We start from the raw sequence: 20567 nt of genomic DNA, 5'->3' as shown, positions 1-20567 counted from the left end.
AAGGCCCTATCGGGCCTGACGGCGCGCGAGGGGTTTGTATTTCGTGGCGGGCGCATTTCAGTTCTGCTGCGTAGCCGGCTTCGGTTGCGCTTGGAGGTGGTTGCAGCGATCGTTCGGCTAAGCTCACGACGAAGCCTCAATTGCTCGACGTTGGACCCGCCCCCAGTTTGAAATGCACCCGCGGTTCGCGGTTCGACGGGGTATTGACTGAAATTCCATTTCATGGTATAACAGGCGCGCTTTTGGCGCGGCGGTGTTGCCGCCTAAGGCATGGCGATGGCAAAGGACTTCCCTCGCAGTCGCATGGGATGCAAGCCTGGCCGCGACGAACGTCAGGTCATGGAGTAGGAATGAGATGAATCGCGATGATTTGGTAGACCGGGAACGAATCAAACTGGAAGCCGAACGAACGGAAATCGAAGCCAAAATTCAGCATCTGGGCGAATGGTTGAAGGGCGAGGTGGATATTGATGCGGAAGAAGGCGACCCCGATCTTTTCGAGCGCGAGAAGAACCTGGCCTTGCTCAACACACTCGAACGGCGCTTGGAACAGACCGTCAGCGCCTTGCGCGCGATTGACAAGGGACTCTACGGCATATGTGAACGCTGTGGTCAGCCGATTGATCCTGCGCGCTTGGAAGTCAAGCCTGATGCGACGCTCTGCTTGAAGTGCCAGCAGGAGGTTGAACGTTTGGTCAGGCGTGGTATCGCGCCTACTCAGATTGATTGGGAGCGCTAACCCGTGGAAGGTCTACACATTTCGAACCATCCGCTCATTTGCCACAAGGTGGCCTTGCTGCGCGACATCCAGACTGAGCCAAAGAAGTTTCGCGAGCTCATCCGTGAGATTGCCATTCTCTTAGCCTATGAAGCGACGAGTGATCTTGGGCTGTCGCCGGTCACGGTGACGACGCCGATGGGGCAGGCTGACGGCGCCACCCTCGCTGAGAAGATTGGCCTGGTGCCGATCTTGCGCGCAGGCCTGGGCATGGTGGAGGGCATTTGGGAGATGATGCCTGGCGCCGAAGTTTGGCATCTTGGCGTTTACCGCGACGAAAAGACGCTGAGGCCGGTGCAGTATTACAACAAGCTGCCGGTTGCGCCTACGGTGCAGGTTTGCCTGGTGCTCGATCCGATGTTGGCAACCGGCGGCTCGGCCGTGGCTTGCATTGATATTTTGAAGCGCTGGGGCGCGCGCCGCATCAAGTTTGTCGGCATCATTGCCGCGCCCGAGGGAGTCAAAACCCTGCATGAGGCTCACCCTGATGTGCCGATCCATATGGCGGTGCTAGATTCCAATCTGAACGAGATCGGTTACATCGTGCCCGGCCTCGGGGACGCCGGCGACCGCCAGTTCGGTACAGGCTGACCTGGCTCATGGCGCAATTTGCTCGCCCTTCTTGGGATCAATACTTCATGAGCATAACGACCCAGGTTGCCACGCGCAGCACGTGTGATCGCGCTCAGGTCGGCGCTGTCATCGTCAAGGACCGTCGCATCTTGACGACCGGGTATAACGGCGCGCCAGCTGGATTGCCGCACTGTGACGATATCGGCCACCTGATGGTAGACGGCCACTGCGTGCGCACACTGCACGCAGAACAAAATGCGATTCTGCAAGCGGCTTTGCACGGGGTTTCGGTTCAAGGCGGAACGATCTACGTGACGCACCAACCGTGCTTGACATGCGCCAAAATGGTTATCAATGCCGGGCTGATGCGCGTGGTTTACGCGGGCAACTATCCTGACGAAAACGCCCGCGCCTTTTTGTCACAGGCGGGCGTTGCCTTGATTCGTTACGATTCCTTGCTGGCTTCAGCTTCGGCCCGAGAGGCTTGACTCAGGCGCTGCCTGGGGGATAGGCCCTGCGTGTCGCCAATGATTCAACGGAAACAAGACCGGTTCGCTGCGTCCCCCATGATCGTTTTCCTGCCTGGCTTTCTATGCCTGGTCTTGCTGCTTGCCTTGTTGACGTCTTGCGACTCGCGCCCCCAGCCAGCAACGCCTCTTGCGGCCACCACTGTCGCCTTGACCTGGACTGTGACGCTGCCGCCGGGAACGCCCCCTGAAGAGGATATTTTCCTCAGCGGCAATTGGAACCAGTGGCAGGCTGACGACCCGGCGTTGCGTTTGGTACGCGACCAGGACCGCGCAACGCTGACGCTCACCGTAGAAAAGGGGCAAACGTTGGAGTACACATTTACGCGCGGCAGTTGGTCGAAACGCGAAGCTGATGCGCGCGGTCAGCCGATCCCCAATCACGCTCTGTTGGCGGAAACCACGCGCGCGATTGACTTGCAGTTAGCCGGCTGGTCCGATTTGCGTCAGGAAGTCGGGATTACCACACCCACTCCTGACCCATCCCTCGTCAATCCCTATGACACACGCGTCCAGCGCGTGCAGCTTCTCAGTCGTGCGTTGGGCATCCGCAAGACGTTTTTTATCTATGTGCCGCCGCAGGCAGCCGCGCAGCCGGCCGAGCGTTATCCTGTTCTCTATCTGTTTCGTGGGCATGAGCGCGAGTGGGTCAACCCGGCCGAAGATGTGTCGCGCAGCAATCGCAACGTGATTGACACGTATGAGGACATGCTGAATGCGGGCGCGATTGGCCCCATGGTGCTGGTGTTCCCTGGCATTTCGAGCAACGATAACGTCTACAGCGGCATGCTCGTCAACATGATTGACCCAGAAAAGACGCACAATGCCCGGGGAGTTGGCTCCGGCCGCTTCGAAGACTATTTTCTACAGGATTTGATTCCCTTTGTCAATGCAAACTATCCCGTGCTGCCCGGCGCCGCTCATCGCGGGGTAGATGGTTTTTCACTCGGCGGCTTCATGGCGGTCAAGATTGCCGCTCAGCACCCAGATTGGTTTGCGACGGTGGGTGCGTATGATGGCCTGTTCTTCTATGCTGGCGTCATTTCCAACGTCGTCACATCCACCCTGGGGATCACGGTGACCACGCCGCTCTCGATGCCGGCGGTGATGACCGACACAGCCAGCGGCCGCCTGGGGATCAGTCTGGATGATCGCGCGTTTCAGAATTCGCTTTTTGACCCTGTTTTCGGCTCGCCGCGTAACATCTCTTTTGCCGCGGCCAACAACCCCGCCAATTTGCTGCTCACCACGCCCGCGGACGCGTTCAAGCATCTGCATTGGTTCATTGAATATGGCCCCGAGAACCGCGAACCGCACGATTCCAATTTCTATCGCGGTCAATACCTGGTCAATCTCCTGACGCGCATGGGGTTAGCAAACGACGGCGGCGCGATTGCCAACGGGCGGCACAACTGGGCGCAGGCTGATCAGCACATGGCGCGCACGCTCCCCAAGCATTACGCGGTTCTGAAGCCGTGATCGCAGCGGTGAACATTCTGCCAAACTGACATTCATCATGTTTGCTGTCGTTGCGCGGTGATACACTGGGCGCAATTGCTGCGAATCATGAGGAGTTCAGAGATGCCTTCGCTGTCAGAGCGACTCGGCCAGGGCGATAGTATTCTGCTCGACGGCGCAACCGGCACAGAACTGCAGCGGCGTCATGTTCCGACTCCGTTACCGTTGTGGTCGGCCGCGGCGTTGATCAACCAGCCGGACGCCGTGCGCCAGATTCATCTCGATTACCTGGCCGCAGGCGCAGACATTTTGACCACGAACACCTTTCGCACTTATCGGCGCACGTTGGCGCGCGCCGGCCTGGGTGATCGGGCGCAGACATTGACCTACCGCGCGGTCACCCTGGCGATTCAAGCGCGACGCGACGCGGGGTTACGCAGCAGTGTGTGGATTGCTGGCTCGATGAGCCCTCTCGAGGATTGCTACGCTCCGCACCTGACGCCTTCGCCGGCCGAGTGCGACGAAGAGCACGGTGAGATGGCGCAGTACCTGGCGGCGGCCGGGGTAGACATCATCCTGGTGGAAACCATGAATACGATTCGTGAAGCGGTTGCTGCGGCCGCCGCGGTCGTGCGGACCCGTCTGCCTTTCATGGTGAGTTTCGTCTGTGGTCATGATCGCCGGCTGCTCAGCGGCGAAACCCTGGCCGATGCGGCTGCCGCGATCGAGCCGCTTGGGCCGTTGGCCTTGATGGTCAACTGCATGTCAACCCCGACCATACTGCCCGCCCTGCAGGAACTGCGAGCGGCCACGGATCGCCCGATTGGCGCTTACGCCAACATCGGACATTCGCAACCAGACTGGGGTTGGAATTTTAGTGAAGATATTTCGGTTGAGGCTTATGGGCGCCACGCGCGCAATTGGCTTGCCGTTGGCGCGCAGATTGTCGGCGGCTGCTGCGGCACGACGCCAGCGCACATTGCTGTTCTGGCTGATGTAATCTACGAACATCTGGATATGAGGCAGCATCAACCGGTGCGCGATCGAGCCATTTCAACAGCTTAATCTCAGCGGCTACGCTTGGTCAGCGTGTGTACCTCCTGTGTGGGTGCGGCGGGATTGTGGGAGTCCCGCCGCACTTCATTTTTGGAGCGGATGGTGGAGCGCAGTCAGGACTTTGCAGCCGTATCAGCCGTTGGCTGGCTGCTGCGCGGCGATGACGGCCTGGAAGTTTGCTTCAAAGCGCGCACTAAGGCGCTGTGTGAGCGGGCCGGGCCGGCCATTCCCAATGGGCTGACCATCAATGCGCACCAGCGGCATGATGTGGCGGCTGGTGCTGCTAAGGAAGGCCTCATCCCAGGCGCCGATTTCGTTGACTGCCAGCGGCGTCGTTATCACTTCGATGCCCTCTCGCGCGGCCAAGTCCAGAATGACGTCCGCAGTCACACCGGCCAAAACCTCTTCCGGCGGCGGCGTCAGCAGCCGGCCCTCGCGCACGACAAACAGGTTTGAACTCGAACCCTCTTTGAGGGTACCCTGGCTTTTCAGCAGGCCTTCGTGCTCGCCCTGGCGTTGGGCCTGACGACGGGCCAGGAAATTGACCAGCGTGTTCAACGATTTGGCCTGGGGAAGGGCGCGCTCGCCTTCGAAGGTCACCGCGCCCGCGCCTTCGCTGTACAGGTGCGATGGATAGATCGGCAGCGTTTGCGCCCAGATGAAGGTGTCACCCTCAGCCCCAGCATCAGCGCCCAGCACAAATAACCGCAGCAGGCAAGAACTCAGGCGGCTGGCCGCCAGCAAGGCGGGAATCCAACTGGCAATCTGCCCCGTGTCATGCGGCAGCTGCATCTCCAGGATGGCGGCCGAGCCAGCCAGCCGCGCTAGGTGGTCGTCCAGGTGAAAAACAACGTCCGATGCCACCTGAATAGATTCATAAATGCCGTAGGCGCCGTACAGCGCCGGGTGAAAAACTGGCACCTGCGCTTGGCCGGCGGCCACCAATCGGCCATTGTGACAGACAATTGCTGCTTGCGGAAACGACATGCCCACCTCGTAGGAGATACTGTAGTTAAGACAATTCTGGAATGAGCGGGCGCATCACCAGGTCAGGCCCGCGGTCCATTTCCCACGGGTACACAATCCATTTGTGTGTGATGGCTGCATAGTAGGTTGGGCCTTCGCGCGCAAAGAACGACTGCCCCGGTTTGTAATGTAGAACGGCTGTTTCGGCCGTGCCGCCTACGGCCTCGATGCGACCCTTGACGGTCATGATAGTGCGCCCGCTGTCCCAGATGTCGTCTACGACCAGGATGACCTTATTGCGGAGCTGCGAATCAGCGGGAAACTGCAAGAACGTCGGCCAAGCCAGTTTTTGCTCAGAGGAGGGTAAGAACTCAACCGCGGCTGTTAGCACGTATTGCAGATTGAGCGCCTCAGCAATCAATCCGCCAGGGATGATGCCGCCTCGTGTAACCATGAGCAGGGCATCGTAGCCCCGACGGAACTGCGGAATCAAATGATCAATCAGGGCGTCTACATCTTGCCACGTCAGATATTCACGCTCCACAACGCGCTCCTTTGTTTGTTTTCTCAAATCCGACCGATGCCATTGTACCTAAGTTTGAGAGCAACCCCAAAACAACAAGGTTCGTTCGCGTCGGCGCTGGGCAGAAGCGGCGCGCTGGCAGTCTGCCGCCTTGGGAGCACCTTCGCGCTGTGGCTGTCTGAGCGCATGCCGTCAAGATACCGGAGACACAGTCAGGGTCGAACACACGGCCAGTGCGACTTATTTGTTGAGATTATTGACAAAAGTATGGGCGCGTGGTAAATTCTACACAGAGAATGATTGGTTTTTGGCTGTTTTTTGCCCATCATTTGTGAATGTGCTTTCTATGACTGTCACCGCTGATCCCGGCTTAATGCGTAGACTGAACAAAGCTCTCGTGCTGAACGTCCTGCGAACCCAAGGCCCAATTTCGCGGGCTGACCTGTCTCGACTGACGCACTTGAGTCGTTCGACCATCTCTGCCATCGCCCAGGATCTTCTGGATGAACACATGATCACCGACATGGGCGAAGGCAGTTCGAGCGGCGGTCGCCCCCCGATGCTGCTGTCTTTCAACTGGGATGCTGCGCTGGTGGCTGGCATCGAACTGGGCGCTTCGCACATTACCCTTCTGCTGACCAATCTGGCGCCAACGGTCATCATTCGTTTCATTGCCCCATTCAGCATCGGCGCCGGGCCTGAGGCCGGCATGAAAGCTGTGAGCGCGGCATTGAACACGGCCTTACAGCAGGCTGTGAATGACATCGGCAAAGAGCTGCGTTTTGTAGGCGCCGGGGTTGGCGTGCCTGGCCCCGTGGACTGGCTCAACGGATCGGTGGTCGCGCCGCCCATTATGCCGGGCTGGGATTGTTTTCCCTTTCGACATATGTTGAGCGAACATCTAGGCGCACCGGTGTATCTGGACAACGACGCGAATTTGGGCGCGTTGGGAGAGTATTGGTATGGGGCAGGGCAGGGCGTACAAGCGCTGGCCTTTGTCAAGGTCGGAACTGGGGTTGGCTGTGGTTTCCTCATCAACGGCCAGGTTTATCGCGGCGAAAACGGTTTTGCTGGCGAAATTGGACACGTCACGGTGATGGAGAATGGGCCGCCCTGTAAGTGCGGCAGTTACGGCTGCCTGGAGGCTGTGGCCGGGGGCGATGCCCTGGCGCACCAGGTGCGACTTGCCTTGCTCGCCGGGCACCGCAGCAGCCTGTCCATGATCGCTGATCCAAACACCATCACGACGCGCGAGGTGGCCTACGCGGCGGCGCACGGCGACAGCTTGGCCCTGCAAACGTTTCAAAACGCTGGCCGCTTGCTGGGAATTGCGATTGCTGACATGATCAACCTATTCAATCCAGGGCGGGTGTTGATTGGCGGCGGCGTTTCCCAGGCCGCTGATCTCCTGCTGGACCCATTACGCCAAACCGTGAATGCACGGGCCATGCACGCCAGCGCGCAGGCCGCACCCATCATGCCTGCGGCGCTTGGCGGAGATGCTGTCGCCCTGGGCGCGGTCGCCATGGTCTTGCAAAATATCCTGCAAGGCCCCGCGATCGAGGTCGGCGGCTCTGACCAACTGGCTGATCTGCGCCACAGCAACCTGGTTGACCCCGCTGCCTACCAGCCGGCCGATTGTCTGGTTGTCAACGCGAGCTAAGCGCAATCAGCGTTATCAGCCGCCGCATGAATTCGGGGCGGAAGGGCGTTCCGCCACGACGACTTCGGCGAGCCGTCGGCCAACGCTGACCGACCTTGCGTCCACGCTTGCCCTGAGCAAAGTCGAAGGGCAGGTGGGCGCCCGGCGATACGCCCATCAGGCGCGATTTCAATCGCTTGCAACGCCGCACCAGCTGAGTAGTTACAGCGCCATGATGTCACTTCGAGGAGAAACATGAAGAGGTCCGTATTTGCCATGATGTGCCTGCTCATCCTGGCCTCTCTCAGCCTCACTGCCTGTGGCGGCGCGACGCCGACGGCAGCGCCGACTGCTCCACGGGCTACCCAGGTTCCCACCGCCACCATGCCTCCCGCTGCTACCAAAGCCCCGGCGGCCACGAAGCCCCCCGCGGCTACAAAGCCTCCCGCGGCCACCACAGCGCCTGCCACAACTCGGATCATCATCTGGCACAGTTGGCCCGCTGACACAGTGAAACCCATCGAGGCCGTGTTCAAAGCCTACGAAGCAGCGCATGCAGGCTTCTCGATCGAACTATCCAAGGTGGACAACCTGGGCGACGCACTGACTATCGCAGTGCCGGTTGGCGATGGCCCCGACATCCTGGCGTGGACCAACGACCAGATTGGCAGCAACGCACTCCTGCACAACATTGTCGCGCTGAACGACTTTGGGGTGGACGAAGCGTACCTCAGGTCTACCTACGAACCAGTTACGGTCAAAGGCATGATGTGGCAAGGCAAAATCTGGGGTCTACCGGAGGTGCAAGACGGCATTGCGCTGGTCTACAACAAGGCGCTGGTACAGGAGTCGGACTTCCCGGCCAACCCGCAGGACTTCAATGGCCTCTTGACTGCGGCCAAGACTTTTGCTGAGAAGAACCCTGGCAAGTTCCTCATTTGTAACCAAGCCCTGGGCAATCCCGATGCGTACCATGTTGCGCCCATTTACTTTGGGCATGGTATGCCAAGCTATGTGGATGACCAGGGCAAGGTCTACCTGGACACCCCGGAGGGTTTGGCGGCGGCGGAGTGGATCAAGGCCTTCAGCGCGTATGCGCCGAAGGAAACCAGCCACGACATCTGCCGGACCATGCTGCTGGAAGGCAAGGCTGCCGCATGGTGGACTGACCGATGGGCCGTTGTTGATATGGAAGCTGCCAAACTGGACTACGGCGTGAAGGCGTTTGGGCGCCCGTTCGTGGGTATCAGGACCCTGATGCTTACCCCGAACGCGGTGGACCGCAAGCACGTCGAGGCCGCGCTGGACATCATGAAGTACTTCACCGGCGCAGAGGTTCAGAAAGGCCTGGCCTTGATCAACAAGACTGTGCCAGCCGCTTCCGCAGCCATCAACTCGGCTGAGCTGAAGGTCGTGGCGCCGATTCAAGGCTTTGCCGCGGCCCTGGCGCTGGGGGTGCCAAGCGCTACCACGCCGTATGCAGAGGCTCAGTGGGACGCGGTGGGCGCGGCTACGACTGCGATTTGGACTGGTTCCCAGACGCCGGCCAACGCGATGAAGGCGGCGCAAGCCGCGATCGAAGAGAAGATCAAACAGATGAAGTAATTGATGTAGCCAACCCCCATCGAACGACGGCAGCTTCACCTGTCAGGAGATGCCGCCAAAACCTGTGATGCTGCTGGCGTCGTGGCCGGCAGTCAGTTCCTAAGACGGAGGATAGGTCATGAAAGCATTTCGTTTCGTTTCTCTGCTCGTCGTGCTCACCATGCTTCTTGGCTTGACGCCTGTGGGCGCAGCCTCGGTGGCGCCCGCGACGACACCCAACCTCTTGGTGACGTTCCCTGGCAACTGGGTCGCCGCAGCCGGCCTCGGCAGCGACTGGGATCCCGGCAACACCAACACGCAGGCCAGCGATGGCAACAGCGATCAGGTGTGGAAGTTTACCACCAACGCCATCCCGGCCGGTTCCTATGAATTCAAAGCGACGGTGGGCGGCACCTGGGATGAGAACTACGGCGTCAACGGCGTGCCTGGCGGTCCTAATGTGCCCTTCACCACCGTGGGCGGCGAAACCGTTCACTTCTACTACGATCGCCGCGATGGCAACATGGTGGCCAGCCGGCCCAATTACCGCATCCCAGTGCTCGTCGGCAGCCTGATGGGCGTGCTCGGCGGGCAGAACTGGTCGCCAGACAACCTTGTCGGCTGGATGAAGGATCGCGACGGCGACGGCTGGTACGAAACCTCGTTCGACGTACCGGCCGGCAGTTACGAATACAAGGTTGCACTCAACGAGTCGTGGGATGAAAACTACGGCGCGGGCGGCGTGCCTGGTGGCCCAAATATCACGCTGGTGGTGCCAGCCAACCGAGGGGCAAACACCGTTGTCACCTTCGGTTATAACGACACCACGCACCAGATTCGAGACAGCATCAACAATCCGGTCGCCCCGCAGGTGGGCGACAACAACATCTGGTGGGACGGCCTGGGCCATGACAGCCGCAGCGGCCTCTACCGTGAACCATTTGGCGCGCTGAAGAAGAACACCAATGTGACCCTGCGCTTCCGCACCTACGCCAACGACGTGCAGCGCGTCAAGGTGCGTGTCTGGGACGCCGTGCAGCAGGGTCAAACCATTTACAATTTGGCCAAGGTTGGCACCGACCCGGATGCCGGCGGCTACGGCTATGACTACTGGGAAACCACGTTCAACACGGGCCCCAACCTGACCATTCTGTACTACCGTTTCGTCATCGAGGATGGCACGGCCGTTGTCTACTACGAAGACGACGCCGCGCGCGATGGCGGTTGGGGTCAGCCGTACAACAATTCGCCAGACATCTCGTGGAACATCTACGTTTATCAGCCTGGCTTTGATACGCCGGCCTGGGCCAAGAATGCGATCATTTACCAGGTCTTTCCTGACCGCTTCCGCAACGGGAGCACCGCCAACGACCCGACGGCCGCGGATTGGTTCTATCCGCAGGAGCGTGGTCATCGCTTCCCCGTGGTACCCTGGAACACGATTGTGCCTGATCCAGAGCCAAATGATCCAACGGCCAATCCCGACTGGTACGGCACCTACAGCAGCACATCGTATGGCGGCGACCTGCAGGGCCTGATCGCCGAGTTGGGCTATTTGCAGAACCTGGGCATCACGACCATCTATCTGAACCCCATTTTCGATTCACCGTCCAATCACAAGTACGATGGCCGCAGCTATCTGCGCATTGATCCGACGATGGGTGTTTTGGGAGACGATTCTGCGACGTTGGCCCTTTTCGAGCAGCTTACCGCGCAGGCTCACAGCCGCGGCATGCACATCGTCCTGGACGGCGTGCCCAACCACGTCTCTTCCGACAGCCCCTTCTTCGATCGCTTTGGCCGCCACCCCGAAGTTGGCGCCTGTGAAAGTCTGGACAGCCCATATCGCACCTGGTTCTTCTTCCAGCCTGCGAACCCGCCTGGCACCGGTGTTTGCGCTGGCGACACGAATTACACCGGCTGGTTCGGCGTGCAGACGCTGCCCCAGATCAATACTGCGCACCCGGATGTGCTGAACTACTGGTTCGGCCCGAACGGCGTTGCCACCTACTGGCTCGCGCGTGGCGCAGACGGCTGGCGTATTGACGTGGTGCCCGACATTGTCGGCGTCAACCCAACCTTCTTCGAGACGTTCCGCTCTGTCGTCAAGGCAAGCTACCCCAACGCCATGCTCTTCTCCGAAACCTGGGGCGAGGATGACGCCAAGTTCCGCCTGCTGGGCGATGAGTTCGACTCCACGATGAACTATCGCTTCCGCAAGGCGATGCTCGGCTTCATGCGCGACACCGTTTGGAGCGACAACGACAACAACGGCGACAATACCATCAACCCGCTGTCGCCCACGCAGTTCGACAATATGATGCGCACGATTCAAGAGGACTACCCGGCTCCTGCCTTCGAGTCGGCCATGAACCTGTTGGGCAGCCATGACACCAACCGGCCTGTGCGTGTGCTTGACCATGACGGCATCGCGGGCGGTCAGCCGGTCAACGGCTTCCAGGATGGCCGCAACCGCCTGGCGCTGTTAGCCGTGGTGCAAATGACGGTGCCTGGCGCGCCGACCATTTATTACGGCGATGAAGTTGGCCTGGCTGGCTATGGCAGCGACATCCCGCGTGATGACCCCTACAACCGCCAGCCCTATCCGTGGTCAGACGAGCCTGGCTACAGCTCGCTGCCGGCCTGGCGTCAGGCGCACAGCGACCTGCTCGCGCGCTATCAAACGCTCACCGCGCTGCGCAACAGCAAGAGCTTCTTGCGCACCGGCTCGTGGAACACGCTCCTCACCGACGATGCCGCCAAGGTGCTGGTCTATGGCCGCCGCGACAATACCGGCGTGGCCGTGATTGCCATCAACCGCGACACCGTGGCCAAGGATGTGACGGTCAACGTAGATGGCTACGTGCCAGAGGGCGCCACGCTCGATGACGGCCTGACTGGCAACAGCCTGACGGTCGGCTCCGCGCGCACAATGACCTTCAATGTGAGCGGCATGGGCGCACGGGTCTGGGTCAGCCGCCCGGGCCTCGACATGACGCGCTCCTCGGCGCCCACCAACCTGACGGCCAGCGAAGGCTCGGGCTCGGTGACCCTCAACTGGAGCGCGCCGACCGATGCGGTCGTGGCTGGTTATGATGTCTACCGCAGTGTGGTAGATGGCGGTTACGAGCAGATCAACGCTGCGCTGGTGGTGGGCGCCACCTACACCGATACCACGGTGCACAACGGCCTGCAATACTACTACCAGGTCAAGGCCGTGACGCCGGCTGGTCTCAAGAGCCAGGCCTCCAACTCGGCGACGGCAATTCCGCACTATACCATCGGCTGGGCCAACTTGCAGTGGCCGCCGGAGCTGACGCACATCATCAGCTTCAACACCCACACCGACATGGTCTACGGTCAGGTATGGATTGACGGCGTCACCAACCAGGCTGGCGCCACGCCGAGCCTGATGGCCGAAGTCGGCTACGGACCGGTCGGATCGAACCCTGCTTCGGGTTGGAGCTGGTTCCCGATGTCGTTCAACGTAGATGCGGGCAGCAACGACGAGTTCAAGGGCGACATGCTGCCGCATCCCATCGGCGAGTACGACTACGCCGTGCGCTATACCACGACCAACGGTCGCGATTGGCTGTACGCCGACCGCGACGGCACCGGCAACGGTTATGACCCGGCGCAGGCTGGCCGCTTGCACGTCATCAGCTCCGGCGACACGACCCCGCCCGCCGTGCCGCTGAACCTGCATGAGGTCTCGCGCTCGGCCGCGGCAATTACCATCGGCTGGGACGCATCGCCCGATGCAGACACGGCCGCCTATGGCGTTTACCGCGATATGCTGGTCGCCGATGCGCCCACGGCGCGCGTGCTCATCGCATACGTGCTGGCGCCCACGACGGAGTACACGGACACCGATGTGGCGACCGGTCACACCTATCGCTACAGCGTGACGGCCATTGACACCAGCTTCAATGAATCGGGCTTCTCGAACACGGTGGATATCACCGCGGAACAGCGCGCGGTGCAGATCACGTGGAATCTGACCATCCCCACCTTCACGCCAACAACGGATACGATCTACATCGCCGGCGACACCGCGAGTGTCTTTGGCACGTCCTGGAACCCCGGTTACAGGCCGCTGACGCGCGTGGATGACACGCACTGGACGATCACGTTGACTGGCCTGGAAGGGATGCACCTGCAGTACAAATTCACGCGCGGCTCCTGGGACATGGTCGAATGGTGGGGCGCCATCATTGGCACTAACAACCGCCAACTCGATGTGGTCTTCAGCCAGGGCGGCGTGCAAACGGTCAACGTGACGGACCTCGAAAACTGGCGCGACCTGCTGGTGGTCGAAGCCGGGCGGACGAACCCCCATCCACGCACGCCTGATGTCATCACCGCGGTGTGGGCGCGCATGAACCGCCCGATCAACCCGGTCACGGTGGCTGCGGACACCATCACGGTGCGGACGAGCGGCGGTCAACTGATTCCTGGCGCCACGACCTATAATGACGCCACGACCATGTTGACCTTCACGCCGGTGCAGCCGTTTGGCCCTGGCACTTTCGTGGCGACGGTCAATCCGGGCAACCTGCGCGGGACCGACAATGACAATGTGGGCATGATGGCGCCCTACGTGTGGACGATTGTGGATCAACCAACGGCCGTGCATTTGAGCGGGCTGACCGCTTCCGGCGCCGCGCCGTGGCTGTGGGGCATGGCCGTGCTGGCGGCCGCTCTGCTGCTGGTCACAGCCGTCCGCACCCGGCGTCGCGCCCGGCTTGGATAAACAACAGCGGCAGGGTCTCAGACCCTGCCGCCGCGTAGGACAACAGTTCCCGCCGGTCTTCTGACCGGCGGGTTGAAAACGAACAAGAGCCAGACTTCGGACGTCACACGACTTCCGAAGTCTGATTGTTTTGGCGACCGGTTATGGATAGACGCCGCGCAACTCGAGTGCTTCGGCGACGCGATTGATTGCCAGGGTGTAGGCGGCCATGCGCGTGGGCAGGCCTTTCTCGCGTGATTCGTTGAGGACGGAATTGAACGCATCCACCATGAGCCGTTCCAACTGGCGCTTGACATCATCCTCGCTCCAGAAGAACGCCTGCAAACTTTGCACCCATTCAAAATAGGAAACGGTCACGCCGCCGGCGTTGCACAGAATGTCAGGTACGATGAAGGTGCCGTTGTCCATCAAGATCTTGTCGGCATCCGGTGTGGTCGGGCCATTGGCGCCTTCAGCCAGCACCTTGCAGCGAATCTTTGGCGCGTTTTCCTCAGTGATCTGGCCTTCGAGCGCAGCCGGGATGAGCACCGTGCATGGCAATTCGAGCAGTTCTGTGTTGTTGATTTTGTCCGCGCCAGGAAAGTCCATGACGGTGCGGGTCTCGCGTACATAGGTCTGCAGCGAGGGGATGTCGAGCCCTTTCGGGTTGTAGATGCCGCCGTTGACATCGCTGACGGCAACCACTTTGGCGCCCATCATGTGCATGTAGCGGGCTGCAATGGCGCCGACATTGCCAAACCCCTGGACAACCGCTGTAGAGCCTTCGACGCGTAAGCGCAGGTGCTTCAGCGCCTCACGCGCCATGAACATGACGCCCATGCCCGTGGCTTCGAAGCGCCCCTGCGAGCCGCCGATCTGAATCGGCTTGCCGGTGACCACCGCGGGCACCGAGTAACCGCGGTGCATCGAGTAGGTGTCCATGATCCAGGCCATCACCTGGGGATTGGTGCCCACGTCGGGCGCGGGAATGTCACCCTCTGGCCCCATCATAATGGAAATCTCGGTCGCGTAACGCCGAGTCAGTCGGCGCAGCTCCCGCTCTGACAATTGACGCGGATCAACGATGACACCGCCCTTGGCCCCGCCGTAGGGCAGGTTCATCAGCGCGCACTTCCAGGTCATCCACATGGCTAAAGCCCGTGTCTCATCCAGGGTGACAGCCGGGTGGTAACGAATACCGCCTTTGGTGGGGCCGCGCACCGTGCTGTGATGCACCCGATAGCCGGTGTACATCTCGATGCGGCCGTCATCCATTTCAACCGGGAAGTTCACCGTTAACTCGCGCTTGGGCACGCGCATGAACTTGATCGTGTTGGGCGACAGGTGCGACATCTGGCTGGTCGCTTCATCGAATTGGGCGAGGGCCACTTCATAGGCGCTGCGACGCGGTTGTCCGTTCATGGTCAATTTCTCCTCTACATTGAGATCTTCGCATACGACATAGCGCATGTAAGCTTATCAACACTGATAGCATGTTTCCACAATTGATTCTAATCCAGAGATGGATAGTCGTCAAACGGAAGGTAGTTCACAGATTCTTCAAGGCAATAGACGAAACACTAGAATCAATCTGCCGCCGTCCGACCGGGGGATCAACCCGCCGCCGTTCGACCTGGGTGCGCCGAACAGGTTCGGCGCTCTTGGCGCTGCCAGCGCTGTTGGGCCTTCGACTTGTCGAAGGCGTTTCATCGCCGGTTGTGCGCTCAGCGGATGGAAAACGAAACACACAAGTTGGAGTCATTGAATGTCGAGAGCGACGATTTTACATAAAAAACTGACAGCGTTCATTCTGCTGCTGCTGCTGGCCGCGCCGTCCTGGGCGCAAGCCGCCAACGCTGCGGCATTGGCGCCAGGCGAACGGCTGCCGGTTGGCGACGCCCTGTCAGCGCCTGCGCAGCGCCATCCCCTCATGATCGAGGTGATGCGCGATCGGCGCTACCCCGGCAGCGAGATCACGATCGAACAGACGTTGGCCGCGGGCAGCAACTACAACCGCTACGTCGCGTCGTACCGCTCCGAAGGGCTGAAAATCTATGCGCTGCTGACGATTCCGCGCGGCGCACGGCCCGCCAGCGGCTGGCCGGTGATTGTCTTCAATCATGGATACATTCCTCCAGAGCAGTATCGCACCACCGAACGCTATGTGGCCTATGTGGACTATTTCGCCCGCGCGGGCTATATCGTCTTTCGGCCCGACTACCGCGGCCACGGCAGCTCAGAAGGTGTGGCAACGGGCGGCTACGGCACGCCCGATTACACCGTGGATGTGCTCAACGCGGTGAGCTCGCTCAAGCGTTATCCTGGCGTTGACCGAGAACGCATCGGTATGTGGGGTCATTCGATGGGCGGGCACATCACCCTGCGCGCCATAGTCACCACAGACGACATCCGCGCGGGCGTGATCTGGGGCGGCGTAGTGGCTTCCTACGAAGACATGATGTACAACTGGCGGCGGCCGGTGCCCGTGACCGTGCCGCAGCGCGCCCGGCGTTGGCGCCAGGATTTGATCGAACGCTACGGCACGCCGCAGCAGAACGCCGCGTTCTGGAATTCGATTTCGCCCATCAACTACGTGGCCGATGCGTCCGGTCCCATTCAGCTCCATCACGGCACCCAGGACGAATCGGTGCCGCTGGAATTCTCCGCCAGCCTCTACGCGGCCTTGCAGGAGGCCGGGGTGCCGAGCGCTTTTTACCAGTACGCCGGCGATAATCACAATATCTCCGCCAACTTCCGCGTGGCGATGCAGCGTTCTTTGGCCTTTTTCGATGAATACGTCAAGAACTATGTGCCGCTGCCGCCGGCGATGCTGCGCGTGCCGCGTGAGTAGGGCAGAGGGCGGCGGGGACAGTCTTGCAATGCGAGGGCGCTGTGTTGAGCTTGCTCGCTAACGCCTGTTTTTCGCGTCGTCTGCCCGGATGAACGCAGGCTCTGCAGCCCCGCCGCTGCCCATCCTCGAACGCATGGCCGTGCGCATGGCGCACTGGCTCGACGTTCGTCGCGAGGTTCCGGCCGTGACGCGCTACCTCGGCTGGGCCATGCGCCGCCTGGGCGTGCGCTCGCTGCGCGAGGGTCAGCTTGAGGTTATCCTGGCCGCGCTGCGCGGTGAATCGGTCCTCCTGGTCAGCCCCACCGGCTCCGGCAAAACGCTCTGCTTCCAACTGCCCGCCCTGTTGACCCCAGGCGCCGCCTATGTCATCTCGCCCCTCAAGGCGTTGATGAGCGAGCAGGTCGCCGACCTGGCGCGGCGTCAGATACCGGCGACTTTTATCAACAGCGACCTCTCGCCGGCCGATAAGCGCCAGCGTTACCAGGCGCTGCGTGACCAACAGGTCAAGTTCTTTTTCGCCACGCCCGAGCGGTTTGATGAGGCGCTGGTGGGGTCGCGCGAGGTTGCCCAGGCGCTGGGCGGTCATCCCGCGTTCCTGGTCGTGGACGAGGCGCACTGCATTGACCGCTGGGGGCGCGATTTTCGGCCGGCGTACAGCCGCTTGGGCGAGGTGCGGCAGCGGCTGGGCGCGCCGCCCGTGCTGGCCTTCACCGCGACCGCCGGGGCCAAAGCACAGCGGCGCATCCTCGCTTCGCTCGGTGTGCCCCACGCACGCGTCGTGGTGACTGGCGTGGATCGGCCCAACATTGCCTTGCTGCGCCTGCCGCTGGCAGAGGATGAAGCCCGTTTGCGCATGCTGGCCGAACTGCTGCGTCAAGCGCGCGCCGGCCGCGCCATGATTTTCGTGCCAACGCTCAAGATTGGTCAGCTCGTGCAAGCCGGCTTGCATGCGGCTGGCATGGACCTCCCTTTCTATCATGCGCGCATGGGCAGCACGCAGGAACGTGAGCGCCTGCTGGCGCGCTTCATGGGCCGCGAGCAGCCCCCGGCGCGGGCCGTCATCTGCACTAACGCCTTTGGCCTGGGACTGGATGTGCCCGATGTGCGGCTGGTCGTGCATTGGCAGCATCCGGCTTCCGTGGAAGACTACGTGCAGGAGTTTGGCCGCGCCGGCCGCGACGGCAAGCCGGCCGTGGCTGTGCTCTTCACACGCCCACGCGAGACCGGTCTGCTGCGCTTCATGGCGGAGAAAACTGTGGAACAGGCCGGGCTGGATGCAGAGGCTGCCGCCCAGGCGCTGCAGATCAAGCAGGAAGCGATCGAGGATATGCACAGCCTGGCGACGGCGCGGGCGCGCTGTTTTCGCCGCGGACTGCTGGCCTACTTCCGGCAGGACGCGGCGCCGCCGGCCGCGCCGGTCTCCGCGGCGCGGCGGGTGCTGGCCTGGGTCTTCGAAGAGCCGCAGCGTATCGCGCCCGCCCCTGTCTGCTGCGACGCGTGCAGCCGCGTCACCCCGGCCAACGCCGTCGCGTGGGTCGCCCGCGCGCTGCATTGATCGGCCCGCGGCCAACCTTCACGCGCCCACCGACGCATCCTCACGGTGCAGCTCCTCGCGGATGATGCGGCGCAGCGCTTCTTCCAGGGTGTTCTGCTCCATGAACTGCCGGAGGGCGTCGTTGATCAGGGTCTGATAGCCCCGCTCGCCGGCTTGCGCCTTGAAGTACTCCACGAGTCCAGTATCCAACAAGATCGTCACGCGTCGCTTGCGCGGCGCAGGCTTGAGGCCGACGCGGAATGTGGCCCGATCCAGGTCAGCCTGCGTGATCTGGGGGTATTCATCCCGTTCGTCAAAGGTTTCGGAAGAATAAACGTTGCTCATGTTTGTCAGCCTCACGCATTGATATGATACGGATTTCGTTTTCGGTTAACCGAGGCCCGCCAGGATCGCTTACACCGTCGCAGCGACCAGGGCGGCCTGCTCTTGAAAGACCTGGCTGATGATGTCTTCCACCGGCGGCTCCTGGATGGTGACGTCGTCCACCTGGAAGGCCGCCAGGAGACGCGCGGCATATTCGGAAGTACGTCCACGCGGCACACGCAGCGTGGCTTCGATGTCTTCCACCGATTCCACTTCGCCAAAGTCGAGCAGTTGTTCACGGCTGACCGGCTGGCGGAAAATCACGTGCAGGAGCTTGTAGGGCGCCACCTTCTCCACCAGCCCGCGCAGGTCGCCGTCGAAATAGGTCTGGCCTTTGTTGATGAGGACAATGCGCCGCGTGAGCGCGGTGACATCGCCCATGTAATGGCTGGTCAGGATGACGGTGGCGCGGTAGCGTTGATTGTACTCAGCTACGAACTGGCGGATCTTCACCTGCATGGTCACATCGAGGCCAATGGTCGGCTCGTCCAGGAAAAGCACGCGCGGACGATGCAGGAGCGCCGCGGCCAACTCGCACTTCATGCGCTCACCCAGGCTCAGCTTACGCACCTGCTTGGTCAGCAGCGGGCTGAGGTCAAGCAGCTCGGTCAGTTCGCCCATCGTGCGTTTGAACTGACTCTCCTCGATCTCGTAGATGGCCTGGTTGACCAGGAAGGACTCGATCGCCGGCAGATCCCACAGCAGTTGATTCTTCTGTCCCATAACCAGGGTAAATTGCTTGAGGAAATCCTTGCGCCGCTCCTGCGGCTTGAAGCCGAGCACCGTGGCCTGACCGCTGGTTGGATAGAGCAGCCCGGACAGCACTTTCAGCGTGGTCGTCTTGCCCGCGCCGTTGGGGCCGAGAAAGCCAACCATCTCGCCTTCCTGAATTTCAAAACTGACGCCGTCTACGGCCTTGACCATTTCGTAGCGCCGACGCACGAACGATTTGAGCGAACCGGCGAGGCCAGGCTCTTTGTGATGAACCTGGTAGTATTTGCACAGATGTTGCACGCTGATTTGAGCCATTGTTGCCTACCCGGTTCATTGCCGCTCGAAGGTGTAGCCTCGAAAGGACAATTCCTCGAAGCCTGCCTGGAGCAAAACGCTCTGCGCAGCCGCTTGTTGATGAGTCGCATGCGCGATGATGGCCGCGCAGCCGCGCGCGCTGAATTCGTTGCACGTGCGCTGGAGAAGCCAGCGGCCGATCCCCTGTCGCTGCAGATCTTCTTGCACGGTGGCCTCCAGCAGATACGCGCGCGGCTTGCCTTCGACGGCCAGCGACGCAGGCAGCGCGGCCAGTCGTACGGTCGCGCACCATTTCGGTTCACCGGGGAGAAACGCCGTCAGCGACCAGGGCTTGCCCGCGGCCTGCTGCATGACGCAGCGCAGGCGAATGGCCGGCGTGTATTCAGGCATCGGTTGGCCCAAAACGCACTGGTAGCTCAGCACGCGCGCGGTGAGCAGGTAGCCGGCTTCGCTGAGCGCGCTCAATCCGTAGAAATCTTGTCCGTTGGAGATGCCGACGCCGGCATGGTAGAACGGATAGCCGGCCTGCGGATGCCAGGCGTATAGGGTGCGCGCGCCGGCTGCACGCAGGAATTTCTCCGCCGCGGCCAGCAGCGCCGCGCCCACATCCACCCGGCCAGGCGGAAAGACCAGGAAGCGGATGAAACCGGCCGGCGTCGTCGTGGCGGTTAGGCGACCCGTGCAGGCATGGACAAACCCAATCACGGCGTCGCGATTGCGCATGACCAGCCAACCGGCCGGGTCGTTTTGCAGGGCCACTCCGTACAGCGTGCCTTGCTCATTCAATAAGCCGAGCCGTCGAAACGACTCGACCGTGACCGGCGCGCTGAAAGGCGCCTGGGTCAGCGCTTCGTTGACCAGGGTCACGACCGCGGGCAGGTCGCTCTCTTGTAAGGGTGTCGCATCCAGGTCGAGCATGTTTGCATTACC

At 61.3% G+C, this 20567-nt stretch carries 16 protein-coding genes; 10 read left to right on the top strand and 6 right to left on the bottom strand.

Annotated features, from left to right (window positions below):
• Positions 1-355: 355 nt before the first annotated feature.
• The 5 genes from ACPQ6D_RS19670 to ACPQ6D_RS19650 all read left to right on the top strand — a co-directional run bounded on the left by ACPQ6D_RS19670 (position 356) and on the right by ACPQ6D_RS19650 (position 4401).
• Positions 356-739 (top strand): TraR/DksA family transcriptional regulator, encoded by a 384-nt coding sequence (locus tag ACPQ6D_RS19670; RefSeq protein WP_423226058.1) that lies wholly within the window; start codon positions 356-358, stop codon positions 737-739.
• Positions 740-742: 3 nt separating this feature from the next.
• On the top strand, positions 743-1369 hold the full coding sequence (upp, locus tag ACPQ6D_RS19665; protein WP_423226057.1) for a uracil phosphoribosyltransferase: 627 nt from the start codon (positions 743-745) through the stop codon (positions 1367-1369).
• 8 nt (positions 1370-1377) lie between these two features.
• Positions 1378-1839 carry a deoxycytidylate deaminase gene (locus tag ACPQ6D_RS19660; RefSeq protein ID WP_423226056.1) on the top strand — a complete coding sequence of 154 codons (462 nt, stop codon included), beginning with the start codon at positions 1378-1380 and terminating at the stop codon, positions 1837-1839.
• A 39-nt stretch (positions 1840-1878) separates the two neighbouring features.
• Positions 1879-3357, top strand: a complete 1479-nt coding sequence (locus tag ACPQ6D_RS19655; protein ID WP_423226055.1) for an alpha/beta hydrolase — start codon at positions 1879-1881, stop codon at positions 3355-3357.
• A 102-nt stretch (positions 3358-3459) separates the two neighbouring features.
• A complete protein-coding gene (locus tag ACPQ6D_RS19650) occupies positions 3460-4401 on the top strand; it encodes a homocysteine S-methyltransferase family protein (RefSeq protein ID WP_423226054.1) in 942 nt (313 codons plus the stop codon).
• 123 nt (positions 4402-4524) lie between these two features.
• On the opposite strand, the gene ACPQ6D_RS19645 is transcribed toward ACPQ6D_RS19650, so the two are convergent.
• Positions 4525-5379 carry an aminotransferase class IV gene (locus tag ACPQ6D_RS19645; RefSeq protein ID WP_423226053.1) on the bottom strand — a complete coding sequence of 285 codons (855 nt, stop codon included), beginning with the start codon at positions 5377-5379 and terminating at the stop codon, positions 4525-4527.
• 25 nt (positions 5380-5404) lie between these two features.
• Positions 5405-5902, bottom strand: a complete 498-nt coding sequence (locus ACPQ6D_RS19640; protein ID WP_423226052.1) for a phosphoribosyltransferase — start codon at positions 5900-5902, stop codon at positions 5405-5407.
• A gap of 490 nt (positions 5903-6392) precedes the next feature.
• Between ACPQ6D_RS19640 and ACPQ6D_RS19635 the strand changes: the two genes are divergently transcribed.
• From ACPQ6D_RS19635 to ACPQ6D_RS19625, 3 genes are all read left to right on the top strand, one after another.
• Entirely contained in the window at positions 6393-7544 is a 1152-nt protein-coding gene (locus ACPQ6D_RS19635) for an ROK family protein (protein ID WP_423226051.1), read from the top strand.
• Between the two features lie 234 nt (positions 7545-7778).
• Entirely contained in the window at positions 7779-9128 is a 1350-nt protein-coding gene (locus ACPQ6D_RS19630) for a type 2 periplasmic-binding domain-containing protein (protein ID WP_423226050.1), read from the top strand.
• Between the two features lie 118 nt (positions 9129-9246).
• On the top strand, positions 9247-13860 hold the full coding sequence (locus tag ACPQ6D_RS19625) for an alpha-amylase family glycosyl hydrolase (protein ID WP_423226049.1): 4614 nt from the start codon (positions 9247-9249) through the stop codon (positions 13858-13860).
• Between the two features lie 141 nt (positions 13861-14001).
• On the opposite strand, the gene ACPQ6D_RS19620 is transcribed toward ACPQ6D_RS19625, so the two are convergent.
• The gene (locus ACPQ6D_RS19620; protein ID WP_423226048.1) at positions 14002-15261 is read right to left on the bottom strand and encodes a Glu/Leu/Phe/Val family dehydrogenase; all 1260 of its coding nucleotides are present in this window, start codon (positions 15259-15261) and stop codon (positions 14002-14004) included.
• Between the two features lie 343 nt (positions 15262-15604).
• Between ACPQ6D_RS19620 and ACPQ6D_RS19615 the strand changes: the two genes are divergently transcribed.
• Together ACPQ6D_RS19615 and ACPQ6D_RS19610 are read left to right on the top strand one after the other, a co-directional pair.
• A complete protein-coding gene (locus tag ACPQ6D_RS19615; RefSeq protein WP_423226047.1) occupies positions 15605-16690 on the top strand; it encodes an alpha/beta hydrolase family protein in 1086 nt (361 codons plus the stop codon).
• Between the two features lie 88 nt (positions 16691-16778).
• Positions 16779-18245: a RecQ family ATP-dependent DNA helicase gene (locus tag ACPQ6D_RS19610; RefSeq protein WP_423226046.1), complete on the top strand. Its 1467-nt coding sequence runs from the start codon at positions 16779-16781 to the stop codon at positions 18243-18245.
• A gap of 18 nt (positions 18246-18263) precedes the next feature.
• Here ACPQ6D_RS19610 and ACPQ6D_RS19605 read toward each other — a convergent pair whose 3' ends face one another.
• The 3 genes from ACPQ6D_RS19605 to ACPQ6D_RS19595 all read right to left on the bottom strand — a co-directional run bounded on the left by ACPQ6D_RS19605 (position 18264) and on the right by ACPQ6D_RS19595 (position 20555).
• Complete coding sequence (locus ACPQ6D_RS19605; RefSeq protein ID WP_423226045.1) at positions 18264-18569, bottom strand: BrnA antitoxin family protein; 306 nt, start codon at positions 18567-18569, stop codon at positions 18264-18266.
• A 69-nt stretch (positions 18570-18638) separates the two neighbouring features.
• Positions 18639-19637, bottom strand: coding sequence for an ABC transporter ATP-binding protein (locus ACPQ6D_RS19600; RefSeq protein ID WP_423226044.1), 999 nt, complete (start codon positions 19635-19637; stop codon positions 18639-18641).
• A 15-nt stretch (positions 19638-19652) separates the two neighbouring features.
• The gene (locus tag ACPQ6D_RS19595) at positions 19653-20555 is read right to left on the bottom strand and encodes a GNAT family N-acetyltransferase (RefSeq protein ID WP_423226043.1); all 903 of its coding nucleotides are present in this window, start codon (positions 20553-20555) and stop codon (positions 19653-19655) included.
• Positions 20556-20567 lie beyond the last annotated feature (12 nt).

The organism is Candidatus Amarolinea aalborgensis (assembly GCF_900491745.1).
In the GTDB taxonomy this organism is placed as follows: Bacteria; Chloroflexota; Anaerolineae; order SSC4; family Amarolineaceae; genus Amarolinea; species Amarolinea aalborgensis.
This window is presented reverse-complemented; position numbering and strand designations above follow the sequence as displayed.

Excerpts from the sequence above, each read along its gene's own strand:
- ACPQ6D_RS19670 (WP_423226058.1), top strand. The coding sequence starts at position 356 with ATGAATCGCGATGATTTGGTAGACCGGGAACGAATCAAACTGGAAGCC.
- ACPQ6D_RS19660 (WP_423226056.1), top strand. The coding sequence starts at position 1,378 with ATGGCGCAATTTGCTCGCCCTTCTTGGGATCAATACTTCATGAGCATA.
- ACPQ6D_RS19655 (WP_423226055.1), top strand. The coding sequence starts at position 1,879 with ATGATTCAACGGAAACAAGACCGGTTCGCTGCGTCCCCCATGATCGTT.
- ACPQ6D_RS19650 (WP_423226054.1), top strand. The coding sequence starts at position 3,460 with ATGCCTTCGCTGTCAGAGCGACTCGGCCAGGGCGATAGTATTCTGCTC.
- ACPQ6D_RS19645 (WP_423226053.1), bottom strand. The coding sequence starts at position 5,379 with ATGTCGTTTCCGCAAGCAGCAATTGTCTGTCACAATGGCCGATTGGTG.
- ACPQ6D_RS19635 (WP_423226051.1), top strand. The coding sequence starts at position 6,393 with ATGATCACCGACATGGGCGAAGGCAGTTCGAGCGGCGGTCGCCCCCCG.
- ACPQ6D_RS19630 (WP_423226050.1), top strand. The coding sequence starts at position 7,779 with ATGAAGAGGTCCGTATTTGCCATGATGTGCCTGCTCATCCTGGCCTCT.
- ACPQ6D_RS19625 (WP_423226049.1), top strand. The coding sequence starts at position 9,247 with ATGAAAGCATTTCGTTTCGTTTCTCTGCTCGTCGTGCTCACCATGCTT.
- ACPQ6D_RS19620 (WP_423226048.1), bottom strand. The coding sequence starts at position 15,261 with ATGAACGGACAACCGCGTCGCAGCGCCTATGAAGTGGCCCTCGCCCAA.
- ACPQ6D_RS19615 (WP_423226047.1), top strand. The coding sequence starts at position 15,605 with ATGTCGAGAGCGACGATTTTACATAAAAAACTGACAGCGTTCATTCTG.
- ACPQ6D_RS19610 (WP_423226046.1), top strand. The coding sequence starts at position 16,779 with ATGAACGCAGGCTCTGCAGCCCCGCCGCTGCCCATCCTCGAACGCATG.
- ACPQ6D_RS19605 (WP_423226045.1), bottom strand. The coding sequence starts at position 18,569 with ATGAGCAACGTTTATTCTTCCGAAACCTTTGACGAACGGGATGAATAC.
- ACPQ6D_RS19600 (WP_423226044.1), bottom strand. The coding sequence starts at position 19,637 with ATGGCTCAAATCAGCGTGCAACATCTGTGCAAATACTACCAGGTTCAT.
- ACPQ6D_RS19595 (WP_423226043.1), bottom strand. The coding sequence starts at position 20,555 with ATGCTCGACCTGGATGCGACACCCTTACAAGAGAGCGACCTGCCCGCG.